Raw genomic sequence first — 12,516 nt, 5'->3', positions numbered from 1 at the left:
AGAGCATGGCCGAGGACCGCAGCGATCCGCGCAGGAGCACCGAGGACGCGCAGGCGCCTGCCGAGCACGACGTGTACCTCGACGCCGATCGCCAGGACTTCGTCGAGGACCTCGCGGTGATGATGAACCACGCCGCAGGGCTCCCCCTCACCGACGGCCGCGTGCTCGGCTACCTGATGATGACCCAGGCCGATCACACCTCCTCGGCGCAGCTCGCGCAGGGCCTGCAGGCGAGCTCGGGGGCGATCTCCATGGCGACCCGACGCCTGGTGGAGTCGGGCTTCGTGAAGCGGCACGTGATCCCCGGGGACCGTCGCCACTACTTCCGCACCGAGACGGACGTCTGGGGCAGCTGGCTCGCGACCGAGCGCCGCTACCTCGACCGCCAGCGCGACGTGATCGCCCGCGGCCTCGCGACCACGGATCCCGACGACCCGGCGGACGCCCCCGTCCGCGAGCGCCTGGAGAACGGGCGCGACTACATGACCTGGCTCCAGGGGCATCACCGGGCGATGCTCGAGGAGTGGGAGGCGTTCAAGGCGGAGCGCCGCAGCGGGAGCCGGAAGAAGCGCTCCCCGACCGCCCACGAGGAAGAGGACTGACCATGAGCACGAGGCCGGACGCGTCGGAGCACGGCGACGAGGACTCCGGGACGGTCCTGGAGATCGCGGATCTCCGGGTGCGCTTCGAGACCGAGGAGGGCGAGGTCCTCGCGGTCGACGGGGCATCCTTCGATGTGCACGAGGCGGAGGTCGTGGCCGTGGTCGGCGAGTCCGGCTCGGGCAAGTCCATGACCGCCATGTCGATCCTCGGCATCGCTCCCGAGGACGCCCGGATCACCGGCTCGATCCGCGTGCGCGACGCCGACGATCGCTTGGTGGAGGTGCTCGGCGACGGTCCCGGTCCTCTGCCCGAGCTGCGGGGCCGACGGGTCTCGATGATCTTCCAGGACCCCACGGCCTCGCTCGACCCGGTCTTCAGCATCGGCTTCCAGCTGGCCGAGGTGGTGCGACGCGCCGCTCCCGGGACCGCCCGCCGCGAGGTGCGCGAGCGCAGCCTCGAGCTGCTGCGCGAGGTCGAGATCCCCGATCCGGAGGGCGCCCTGCGCAGGTACCCGCACCAGCTCTCCGGCGGGCAGTGCCAGCGCGTGATGATCGCGATGGCGCTCGCCTCCCGACCGGACCTGCTGATCGCCGACGAGCCGACCACCGCCCTGGACGTCACCGTGCAGGCGGAGGTCCTCGACGTGCTGCGCCGCCTGCGGGAGTCCACGGGCACGGCGGTGCTGCTCATCACCCACGACATGGGCGTCGTCGCCGACCTCGCCGATGCGGTGGTCGTGCTCAAGGACGGGAAGGTCGTCGAGCAGGGCCCCGTGCGCGAGGTGCTGGGCTCCCCGCGCGAGGAGTACACCCGCACCCTGCTGGAGGCGGTGCCGCGCCTCGAGATCGACGACCGGCCCGGGCGGGAGCCGGATCCGCAGCAGGATCCCGCTGCGCAGCAGGATCCCGCTGCGCATCGGGCACCCGTCGCGCGGCGGATCTCCGACGACGCGGACCGCGCGGAGTCGGCGGGCGACGCGGACGCAGCCCTCTCGATCCGCGACCTCTGCGTCGACTACGGACGCGGCGCGCGCCGGTCGCGGGCGGTCGACGGGGTCGGCCTGGACGTGGCGCCCGGCGAGATCCTGGGCCTGGTCGGCGAGTCCGGGAGCGGGAAGACCACCATCGGCCGCGCGATCGTGGGGCTCGTGCCGGTCGCGCAGGGCTCGATCCTCGTCGAGGGCCGCGACGTGGTCGCCGCGGGCCGCGCCGATCGCCGCGCGATGCGCCGCCGCGTGGGCGTCGTCTTCCAGAGCCCTCGCTCCTCCCTGAACCCCCGGTACACCGTGGAGCGGACCGTCACCGAGCCCCTCGTGAAGATCCTCGGGCTCTCGGGCGAGCAGCTCGAGGAGCGCACCTCGCGACTGCTCGCGGGCGTCGGCCTCGACGACTCCTGGCGCCACCGCCGGCCGCACCAGCTCTCCGGCGGCCAGTGCCAGAGGGTCGCGATCGCCCGAGCGCTCGCCCTCGATCCCGCCCTGCTGATCGCGGACGAACCCACGAGCGCCCTCGACGTCTCCGTGCAGGCCCAGGTCCTCGACGTCTTCCGGGAGCTGCAGGAGTCCCTGGGCTTCGGGTGCCTGTTCATCACGCATGACCTCGCCGTCGTCGACCAGCTGTGCGGACGGGTGGCGGTCATGCGCTCCGGGTCCCTCGTGGAGACGGACGACAGCGCCCGGGTGCTGCACGATCCGCGCGAGGAGTACACCCGGCGCCTGATCGCCGCCGCCCCGGTGGCGGACCCGGACCGGCAGGCAGAGCGCAGGGCGCGGCGCGCGGCCGCGTGAGGGGAGCGCCCGGACGACGGCGCTGGAGATGACGTCGGGACGCCGCTCCCCGATGAGCGCGCGGCGGGTGCAGGCTCGGGCGCGGATCGTCCCCAGCACCTCCACGTCCCGCAGTGCCGAGGGTGGCATCTTCCGGGCCCGTACCGAGGGACGCCCTTCCTCGCGCCCACTAGAGAGACGAAGATTCGAAGGTGATCGGCCCGCACTTCGAGAGCGGAGCCCAGTCCTCCGCCCACGGCCCGGTCGAGATCACCTTCGAATCGCGGTGCCGGAGATCCCCGGCACCGCACGATGCACCGAAGCTCGAGCGCTGGCGATAGCCGCGCCGACTGAACTCGACCTCGAAGGATCCGTCGACGATGGAGAGCACCCGCTGGTCGAGGTGCCTCAGGAACTCCGCCGATCCGTCGTCGCACGCATCGCACCCGCACTGGGGCAGCAGCCGGGTCGCGACAGCGGGGTCCCCGACACCGATCTCAAGGCCGGGGAAGCGCTCTTCGCTCTCCGTCTCGGCGAGCGCCAGGACCCGGGCACCGGGGCGACGGGGGGTCAGCCATCGTGTGCGCACCGGAGTCCCACCGGGCTCGGTCAGCCAACGCTCGCGCTCCTCGCCCGTGGCGATCTCCTGCTGCGCCCAGTCGCGGGCGGTGAGCACGCGCGCCCAGGCACCGGCGCGGGTCCACAGAATCCGATAACGGTCCTGGTCGGTGACGCGTTCGTACTCCTCCTCCGACGGGTTGCGCTCTCGCCCGTCGGCTCCGAGGTGAGGATCGGGCCATTCCTGCGCGTCACCTCCCATCTCGACGAACGCCCGCTGCACGTCGTCGAGGAGCGCGAGCAGTGCTGCCGGATACATGTCGGAGGCGTGCAGATGCCGACCCGGTCGCCCATCGTCCTGTGGCCGATGGACGTCCCACCAGACGGGGGCAGACGGAGAACTCATGGGGCCGACGCTAGCGCGCGTCCGGCGGGCCGACGAGCGAGATCTGCCCTCACCCCGGGATCCGCGGCAGCCTCCCGACGTCACACCACCGTGTACCCTCCGTCGACCGTGAGCACGGAGCCGGTCGCGAAGCTCGAGGCATCGGAGGCGAAGTAGAGAACCGCCGGGGCGATCTCCTCGGGCATGGCGTAGCGCTTCATGGGGGCGTCCTCGATCCAGCGCTGCCGCAGGGACGGGTCGTCCACGGGCGCCATCTCGGTCTTCACGTAGCCCGGAGCGACGGCGTTCACGCGGATCCCGTGCTCCGCCCACTCCATCGCGAGCGACTTCGTGAGGTGGTGGACAGCGGCCTTGGAGGCGTTGTAGATCGGCTGCAGCTGGGGGCGGTTCACGATGTCCCCGGACATCGATCCGATGTTCACGATCGCCCCGCGACCTGCGGGGATCATCGCGCGCGCCGCGGCGCGACTCATCTCGAAGACCCCGCCCACGTTCGTGTCGAGCACGGTGCGCAGCTCCTGCGCGGTGACGTCGAGCGCGGGGGCGTGGAAGCAGGCTCCGGCGTTGTTCACCACGACATCGAGACCGCCGCCGAGCTCCACGGCGGCGGCGACGGCCGCTTCGCACGACGCGGGGTCGGTGACGTCCAGGGCGATGCCGCGGGTGCGCCGGCCGGTCTCCTCGGCGATGTCGCGCGCCGCCTGCTGGGAGGCGTCGCCGTCGCGCGCGCCGATGACGACGTCGGCCCCGGCCTCGGCGAGCCCGCGCGCGAAGGCGAGCCCGAAACCGCGGTAGCCGCCGGTGACGATCGCCGTGCGGCCGGTCAGGTCGAAGGAGGAGAGGATGCTCATCGGGGGATCACCGTCTTCGTCGAGGAGTGCCGTGGCCGCACATGGACCGCAGCCGCGTGGCAGCGACGCTACCGGACCATGCGGCATGGAGAGCCTTCGCAAGGCCCTCCCCAGCGTCCACCGGTCGGCGCGCTCTGAGATGATTGTGCATTCATAGGTCTGAGTCCAGGAGGGTGGACGTGGGGCTGCTGGATCGTCTTCGCCGGAGTCGCAGTACCAACTCTGTCCGTCCACAGGGTCCGACCCCGCGGATCGCGATCATCGATGTCGAGACCACCGGTCTGTCACCGACCGCGGACCGGATCATCGAGCTCGCGATCGTTCGCGCCGACGCTGACGGGCGCCCCATCGACCACTGGGTGTCTCGGTTCAATCCCGGGCGCCCCGTCGGGGCGCAGCACGTGCACGGAATCTCCGACACCGACCTCGCTCACGCCCCTGGCTTCGCCGACGATGCGATGTTCATCGGCGGTGCCCTCCAGAACACGCTCGTCGTGGCGCACAACGCACAGTTCGACGTCGGCTTCCTGCGGGCGGAGTTCGAGCGCATAGCCCTCCCCCTGCCGCAGTTCACGACGTACTGCACGATGCAGGCGAGCATGCTCTACATGCCGCATCTGCAGCAGCGAGGTCTGCAGGACTGCTGCGCCGTGTTCGGCATCCCCATCGAGGGAGCTCACAGCGCCTTCGGGGACGCGAACGCAGCGGCCGCACTCTTCCAGAGCTATCTGGCACTCGATGCGCAGACGGGCTTCGATGATCCACGCACCGCCTCGCGTGCCCTGAGAGCGTCTGCGCACTTCGTCCCACCGCAGCGTGAGGACGAGAACCGCCCCGGCCGCCCCACTGCCCCCACTGCGACCACTGCGACCACTGCGACCACTGCGACCACTGCGACCACGCTCTCTCATCCTGCGACGCATCAGACGCCCCCTCGGGACCGACCCGCGGCTGCCATCCCGGAGGCCGACGACCAGCGGCATCCGCCGGCGAGCGAGACACCGACGCAGAGATCAGAGCCAGCGATCGACGCCGTGACGTCACCGACGTCGGACACCCCTGAGGGCGAGCAGCAGGCCGCATCGAAGGCGGGAGGACCGGTCGTCGATACGGATGAGCCGGGCACGGTCGGAGTGGAGTCGTCCCCCACCGTGACGTCGTCGACCGACCGGGCCATCTCCGTCGCTGCTGCACCGTCAGCCATTCGCGCATGGGCTCGCTCTCACGGGATCTCCGTCGGCGAGCGAGGGCGTATACCCGCTTCGCTCATCGAGAGGTACAGGGCGTCGCGTGGCCAGCAGGACGAGTCGAAGGCCCCTGCGGCGTCACCGAGCTCCGCTGCCAGCATGTCGCGGCGATCATCATCCGATCCCTCGAAGAAGTCCGCCCGCTCGTGGAACGCGCCGACGGCGAGCGCGCACGCTCATCGGAAGGATCCGAAGATTCCCACCTCGTCGGGCGATCTCACGATCACCGCCGACTTCCAGCGCGCTCTGGACCATCTGAAGGCCGGCCGACATCTGTTCCTCACGGGCAAAGCAGGCACCGGAAAATCGACCCTGATCCGCCACTATCTCTCGTCGACCCGGCGTCGCACGATCACCGTCGCGCCCACCGGCATCGCCGCTCTCAATGTCGACGGCTATACGATCCACCGCCTCTTCTCATTCCCGATGGGGGTCACCGAGCAGATCGTGCGCGGCCCCCGGTACTATCCCCGGCGATTCGCGCGGGCGATCTCCGAGCTCGACACCCTGATCATCGATGAGGCGTCGATGGTGCGGGCGGACCTGTTCGATGCGGTCGCCGCCGCCCTCGAGCGCTTCGGACCTCGACCGGGAACACCGTTCGGCGGCGTTCAACTGGTTCTCGTCGGAGATCTCTACCAGCTGCCACCGGTCGTGCGCGACGAGGAGACCGCGTACATCGAGGACACCTTCGGCACGCCCTACTTCTTCTCGGCGCGGTCCTTCGATGCGTCCGCCTTTCCTGTTGTCGAGCTCCAGACGGTCTTCCGGCAGCTCGGAGATCACCGTCTCGTCGATCTGCTGAACGCCGTGCGCGACGGAGCGCTGCTCGACGACGCCAGGGCAGAGCTCAACCAGCGCACGGATCCCGCATTCGAGCCGCCTCTCGACGAATTCTGGCTGACTCTGGCCACGACGAACCGAATCGTCGGAGCTCGCAACCGTCGCATGCTGGAGCGTCTCCCCGATCCGCCGCACATCTTCACCGCAGAGTCCCGCGGAGAGACGGACGGGTTCGAGCACCCGACCGATGACGAGCTCCAGATCGCCGTTGGCGCGCAGATCATGCTGATCACAAACGATCCGGCAGATCGGTGGGTGAACGGCACGCTCGGACGAGTGGTCGAGATCGGCGAGGACGAAAACAGCCCCTTCGCCGGCGTCGAACTGCGCGGTGGTCGAACAGTCAGGGTCCGCCCGCATACGTGGGAGATCACCCGCCCACGTGTGCAGGGCGGTTCCCTGGTCCACGACGCGATCGGAACCTTCACGCAGCTTCCGATGAAGCTCGCCTGGGCGATCACGATCCACAAGTCCCAGGGGCAGACCCTCGAGAATGTCGTCGTCGACCTCACTGGCGGCACGTTCGCCAATGGGCAGCTGTATGTCGCCCTGTCACGGTGCACCAGCCTCGAGGGTCTCGTGCTCAAGCGCGATGTGCTCCCCCGCGATCTGAAATCCGACGTCCGCGTGCGGCGATACTTGGCCACGGGAGTGGCGTCCTCCGACGTGATCGGAGAGGCCTACCTCGGCGTCCTCGCTGTCGGCACGTCGGGCGATCGCTGGAAGCCGAGACCGGTGGAGATCGCCGTCATCACGGATGACGGCGACGAGGCCTCCACGGTCATCAACCCGACGAGCGATCTCTTCTCCGCCCGTGCGGAGTTCGGCATCACGACGCGAGACGTCCAGCTCGCCCCCGTCCTCACCGAGGCATGGCCCGCACTCCGTTCGCTGCTCGCTGGCCGTGTCCCCGTCGCGACAGATGTGGACCAACAGCTCGCCCTCATCGACTTCGAGCTCAAGCGGAACGACGTCGTGGAGTCCATGCCTCTGGGGCTGGACGTGCCGGAACACTCGCTGACCGACCGGGAGCGCACGCGACTCACCGCTCCCTCCGCACTGGAGAGGGCACGGGCCACGCGGGACATCGCGCGTCGGCTACGACGCAAGGGCGACGACCTGCCGGGCACGGGCACAGCGTTCCGTCAGCTCGTCTCCGGGCACGGATACCTGATGGCGCGCATCACCGGGCCAGAGGGCACGGACGACCCGACCGGCGTCGTCGTCGGCGGGAACCTCGCCCTCGACGACGATCCTGCGCAGGCTCTCGCCGGAATGCTGAAAACCGCGTGGCAGCGAGTTCTCCAGCCGGACCAGGACGTCGTAGAGCGAGTCCGCGCGATCGAGAAGCACATCGGGGCGCACGTGATTCCCGAAGACTTCGAGCTCGCGGCCCCTCTCACGGCCGACGCGGTGCTGGTCCCCGGGGCACGTGTCTGCTTCTCAGGGACAGTCGACTCGGCGACGCATGGTCGCCTGGACAAGGGCGCTCTCGAGGACCGCGCACGACGCTGCGGACTCGTCCCCGTGCCGACGCTGACGAAGACCAAGACCGACGTGCTCGTGGTCGCCGAGTCCGGATCACAGTCGACCAAGGCCAAGAACGCTGCACGGTGGGCGAAGCCGGTGATCGCGGCTGATGAGTTCCTCGACTGGGTGGAGAAACTCGTCTGACGGTGCCGGATCGCTCCGCACCGAGACCTCCCGCAACCCGTCGAACGCACGGCGACCACGCGACCGCGTCCGTACGATTCGGCGCGACCCAAGGTGCGGTCCCGGGAGCGGTCGTGCCCTCAACGGCTCAGAGCGTCGCTCCCCCAGCGCACCGCGGCGTCCTGGTACCGGGTGAGCTCGCGCTCGAGGTCGGCCACGATCCGGGGTGACTGCCTGGAGATGTCCGTCGACTCCTGCGGATCGGTCTCGAGGTCGAAGAGGGCGGCGCCCACCGCAGCGGGCGGGTCCATGCCCTCGCGGGCGTCGTGGACGAGCTTGTGACGACCTCGTCGCACCGCGTACTGCCCCTGGTACCCCCACACGACGGCGCGCTCGGCGGACCCGCTCGTCGTCGGGGCATCGCCGTCGCTCCCGTCGCCGCTTCCGCCATCGCTCCCGCCGTCGCCCCGCAGCGCATCGAGCAGGGAGATCCCGTCGACCTCGGGCAGCTCCGGCTCCTCGCCGTCCACGGCGTGCAGGAGCGTCGGCAGCAGGTCCATCATCGTGCCCACCTGGTCGTGCTCGGCGCCGGTCGGGAGCTGCGCGGGCCAGGAGACGATGCCGGGCACGCGGATCCCGCCTTCGAACACGGATCCCTTGGAGCCGCGGAGCCCGCCGGCGGAGCCGCCCGTGTACGAGATCTCCTCGCCGTCCAGCCAGTTGCGGCTCTCCCGGGAGGGTCCGTTGTCGGAGGAGAACAGCACGATCGTGTCGTCCCGAGTGCCGCTGCGATCGAGGGCCGCGAGGATCTCGCCGACGGCATCGTCCATCGCGGCGATCATCGCCGCGCTCTCCCGGCGACCCGGAGGCAGGTGGGCGACGCGGCGCATGTGCTCCTCGGGCGCGTGCATCGGGTAGTGCGGCGCGTTGAAGGGGACGTAGCAGAAGAAGGGCGACTCGGGCGCCGTCCGGGTGATGAAGTCCGCGGCGCGGTCCCCGATGACGGTGGTGAGGTACTCGCCGTTGCGCCACACCTCCTCGTCCCCGTCCCAGAGGTCGTGCACCGGGTTGTGGTCTCCCCAGTAGAAGATGTGCGAGTAGTAGTCGACGCAGCCGGCGCGGAAGCCGAAGGTCTCGTCGAACCCGAAGTGCACGGGCGCGTAGGCGGCGTCGGCCCCCAGGTGCCACTTGCCGAACAGGCCCGTCCGGTACCCGCGCTCGCGCAGGTGCGAGGCGAGGGTGGGCTGATGGGGCAGCCCGGGCGTGTGCCGGGTGCCGCCGAGGATCGATTCCACGCCGGCGTGGGCGGGGTGCCGACCGGTCATCAGCGAGGCGCGCGAGGGTGAGCACACCGGGGAGTTCGCGTACCACTGCGAGAGCCGGACCCCGGCGGCGCAGAGGGCGTCGAGGTGCGGGGTGGGGATGTCCTCGGCCCCGAAGCATCCGAGGTCCCCCCATCCGAGGTCGTCGGCAAACAGGATCACGATGTTGGGGCGGCTCGGGTGGGTCATTCTGACTCCTCGGCGACTGCAGTGCTGCCGGCGACAGGCCGGTGCTGGAGCAGTGCGATCGATGGCGGACGTTTCGGAAGGTGCGGACTGCCATGTCCTCGGCGGCATCGGGCATGTAGATGGATTCACGCGAAGCCTGGTGTCGTGACCAGGAATCCCGGATCCCTCCGGGAACCGCCGCCCGCCAGCGCCCCGCACAGGACGGCACGCATGACGGGAGCGATCATACGCACAGCAGGAGAATCCGGACAGCGCTGTCCGAGAACATGAGGGCCGCGGCGCGGGCCTCTCACGAGGCGGTCGCGCCCCTAGCCCCGCCGCACCTCGTCCAGGTATCCGTACGTCGTCACCCGCGAGACGCCGAGCCGGGCCGAGACGCGCTCGACGGCGCGCTTGATGTGGAACGCTCCCCTGCCCTCGAGCAGGCGCAGCACCTCGATGCGGTCGGCCTTGGTCATGGTCGGTGCGGGCTTCCCGACGGCGGCGATGGCCTCGGCGATCATGTCGTCCAGCACGTCCGAGACGTTCGGGACCACCAGCTCCTGGGGCTCGGAGGACGCGTCGTCGGCGGAGGCGGGGAGCAGCGCGGCGAGCGCGTCCATCGCGCCCTGCACCGGGGTGAGGTCGCGGTTGATGCACAGCGCGGCGATGATGCGGCCCTCGTGGTCGCGGTAGTAGACGGAGGAGCTGATCAGCTCGCGTCCGTCGGCCGCGCGGGCGCGGTACCCGAAGGCGTTGTGGTCGCGGCTCTGGTCATGCAGCACCTCGGCCCCCAGGTTCGTGGAGGGGCCGCCGACCCGTCGGCCGCTGACCTCGCCGTGGAGGATCGCGTGGATCGAATGCTCGAGGTCGCCCGCCGAGAGGTCGTGAAGCACCACCTCGCAGTGCGGCCCGCCGACGGCGGCGATCGCCTCCATGACCGGGGCGAGAGCGCGATGGGCCTCGTCGATGTCGGCGAAGCGCATGTCCGTCTGCGGAGACTCGGCCAGCGCAGATCCGGTCTGCGCAGCGTCGGTCTTCGCAGCTGAGGTCGTCGTCACGGCACTCTCCGTTCGTCGATGCACGGACATCATCGCACCCACATGGACAGACATTCTGTCAGCCACCTAGAATTTCAGTACAGCATCGCGTAGTCTCGCTCCGCATCGGCGCTCGACCAGCCCGATCGCCCAGCTCTGCCGCACGGTCCCACCATCCCGAGCTGGGTGCACGCCCCATCGACAGGCCACGTCAAGGAGGACATGAGCCATGACTTCACGCCCCGCCGCGAGGCGCTCATGAGCGCCGCGACCCCTCAGCGCTCCCCGGAGTCCGCGGCCACGCACGGCCTCGCCGACTCCCGTCCCGCCGCCCCCGGGCCCGGGCGCCCGCGCCGCGCGCAGGCCCGCACCATCGCCGGCGGCGCCGTCGGCACCCTGATGGAGTACTTCGACTACTACCTGTACGGACTCGCGGCCGCCGCTGTGTTCCCGCAGGTCTTCTTCTCGGGCAACGACCCCTTCGTCGCCCAGCTCGAGTCCTTCGCGACCTTCGCCGTCGGCTTCCTGTTCCGACCCCTCGGCGGCGTCGTGTTCGGCTACATCGGCGACCGCATGGGCCGCAAGGTCACGCTGCTGGTCACGGTGATCGGCATGGGCCTGTCCACGGCCGCGATCGGGTTCATCCCGCCCGACCGCATGGTCGGCCTCGCGGCGCCCGTGCTGCTGCTGGTGATGCGGATGCTCCAGGGCCTGTTCGTCGGCGGGGAGATGGGCGGCGCGGCGACGATGGTCGTCGAGCACGCGCCCGTCGGCCGGCGGGGACTGTTCGGGGCCTTCCTCATCAGCGGCGCCGGGGTCGCGAACGTCCTCTCCGCCGGCATGATGGCAGGCCTCGGCCTGGGCCCGGACTCGTTCTTCATGACCTGGGGCTGGCGCATCCCGTTCGTCTTCTCCCTGGTGCTGTCCGTCTGCGCGGTGCTGCTGCGGCGCCAGCTGCAGGAGTCCGAGGAGTTCACGACCCACACCCAGGAGATCGAGCTGGGCAGGATCCGGCGCCGCTCTCCCATCGTCGAGGTGGTGCGCCACCCCCGGAACACGATCCTGGGCATCCTCATCGGCCTCCCGCAGTCCATCGCGGGCTACGTGGTGCTCACGTACGGGCTCTCCTACATGGTCTCCGGCGGCGTCCCGCCCCAGGTGGGCTTCCTGGGGACGATGATCGTGGGCGTGCTGCAGATCTTCGTCGCCCCCGCCTACGGGGCGCTCTCGGACCGGGTGGGCCGCCGCCGCGTCTACATCGCCGGCTGCATCGGCTTCGCCCTGCTGGTCTGGCCGGCGTTCCTGCTGTACGGGACGCATGTGCCCGCGCTCATCTGGCTCGGCATGATCGTGGGGTTCGTGATCCCCGGCGTCATGATGCAGGGGACGCTCTCGACCCTGCTCACCGAGATGTTCGACGTCGAGGAGCGGACCACCGGCGTGAACGTCGGCTACCAGCTCTCCAACACGCTCGGCGGCGGGCTCGCCCCCTTCATCGCGACCGCGCTCGTGGGCTGGGCGAGCGGAGAGATCTGGCCGGTCATCGTCTACGTCGTCGTCATCTGCCTGATCGGCGCGATCGCCACCGCCGCCGCCTCGATCCGTCCCGATACGGCCGACGCCGGCCGGCTACGCGCCCTGGAGACGACCTGACATGGGCCGGCTGCTGATCCGCGGAGGGCGCGTCGTCCCCGGTGACGGCGCCGCAACCGTGCGCGCCGACGTGCTCGTGGACGGCGAGCGCATCGCCGAGGTCTCCGCGTCGGGCACGGGCCGCACGATCACGACAGAGCCCGGGACGCCCGTGATCGAGGCCGACGGACGCCTCGTCATGCCCGGCTTCGTCGACGCGCACTCCCACGCCGACGCCGCCGTCTTCGACGAGGACGTGCAGCTCGCGCTGCTGCGCCAGGGCATCACAGCCGTCATCGGCGGGCAGGACGGCGTCTCCTTCGCCCCGGGCGACGGCGCCTATGCCTCGGAGTACTTCGCACCGATCAACGGCGCGCATCCGTGGTATCCGGGGCGCAGGGGCGGGGCGGGAACCCCCTCCCCATACC

At 70.4% G+C, this 12,516-nt stretch carries 9 protein-coding genes and 1 pseudogene; 6 read left to right on the top strand and 4 right to left on the bottom strand.

Annotated features, from left to right (window positions below; genetic code table 11):
• Window positions 1-5: 5 nt before the first annotated feature.
• Both MHY49_RS14745 and MHY49_RS14740 read left to right on the top strand, forming a co-directional pair.
• A complete protein-coding gene (locus MHY49_RS14745; protein WP_239205343.1) occupies window positions 6-602 on the top strand; it encodes a GbsR/MarR family transcriptional regulator in 597 nt (198 codons plus the stop codon).
• A 2-nt stretch (window positions 603-604) separates the two neighbouring features.
• Window positions 605-2,389 (top strand): ABC transporter ATP-binding protein, encoded by a 1,785-nt coding sequence (locus tag MHY49_RS14740; RefSeq protein WP_239205341.1) that lies wholly within the window; start codon window positions 605-607, stop codon window positions 2,387-2,389.
• A gap of 169 nt (window positions 2,390-2,558) precedes the next feature.
• On the opposite strand, the gene MHY49_RS14735 is transcribed toward MHY49_RS14740, so the two are convergent.
• Window positions 2,559-3,332, bottom strand: a complete 774-nt coding sequence (locus MHY49_RS14735; RefSeq protein ID WP_239205339.1) for a DUF6226 family protein — start codon at window positions 3,330-3,332, stop codon at window positions 2,559-2,561.
• A gap of 80 nt (window positions 3,333-3,412) precedes the next feature.
• On the bottom strand, window positions 3,413-4,183 hold the full coding sequence (locus MHY49_RS14730) for a glucose 1-dehydrogenase (protein ID WP_239205337.1): 771 nt from the start codon (window positions 4,181-4,183) through the stop codon (window positions 3,413-3,415).
• A gap of 173 nt (window positions 4,184-4,356) precedes the next feature.
• Here MHY49_RS14730 and MHY49_RS14725 point away from each other — a divergent pair.
• Both MHY49_RS14725 and MHY49_RS14720 read left to right on the top strand, forming a co-directional pair.
• Window positions 4,357-5,457 (top strand): annotated as a pseudogene (locus MHY49_RS14725) (exonuclease domain-containing protein); the annotation flags it as partial.
• Window positions 5,458-5,529: 72 nt separating this feature from the next.
• A complete protein-coding gene (locus tag MHY49_RS14720; protein WP_239205371.1) occupies window positions 5,530-7,947 on the top strand; it encodes an AAA family ATPase in 2,418 nt (805 codons plus the stop codon).
• A gap of 119 nt (window positions 7,948-8,066) precedes the next feature.
• Here the strand turns inward: MHY49_RS14720 and MHY49_RS14715 are convergent, their stop codons facing one another.
• Window positions 8,067-9,437 carry a sulfatase-like hydrolase/transferase gene (locus MHY49_RS14715; protein WP_239205335.1) on the bottom strand — a complete coding sequence of 457 codons (1,371 nt, stop codon included), beginning with the start codon at window positions 9,435-9,437 and terminating at the stop codon, window positions 8,067-8,069.
• A 308-nt stretch (window positions 9,438-9,745) separates the two neighbouring features.
• Window positions 9,746-10,477 (bottom strand): PAS domain-containing protein, encoded by a 732-nt coding sequence (locus MHY49_RS14710; protein WP_239205333.1) that lies wholly within the window; start codon window positions 10,475-10,477, stop codon window positions 9,746-9,748.
• 201 nt (window positions 10,478-10,678) lie between these two features.
• On the opposite strand from MHY49_RS14710, the gene MHY49_RS14705 reads away from it, so the two are divergent.
• Together MHY49_RS14705 and MHY49_RS14700 are read left to right on the top strand one after the other, a co-directional pair.
• The gene (locus tag MHY49_RS14705; protein WP_239205331.1) at window positions 10,679-12,109 is read left to right on the top strand and encodes an MFS transporter; all 1,431 of its coding nucleotides are present in this window, start codon (window positions 10,679-10,681) and stop codon (window positions 12,107-12,109) included.
• Between the two features lies 1 nt (window position 12,110).
• On the top strand, window positions 12,111-12,516 hold a 406-nt coding region (locus tag MHY49_RS14700), incomplete at its 3' end, for an amidohydrolase family protein (protein ID WP_239205329.1).

Source organism: Brachybacterium sp. ACRRE (genome assembly GCF_022346485.1).
Classification (GTDB): domain Bacteria; phylum Actinomycetota; class Actinomycetes; order Actinomycetales; family Dermabacteraceae; genus Brachybacterium; species Brachybacterium halotolerans.
Note: the sequence above shows the minus strand (reverse complement) of the source record. Positions and strands in the feature narration are given on the sequence as shown.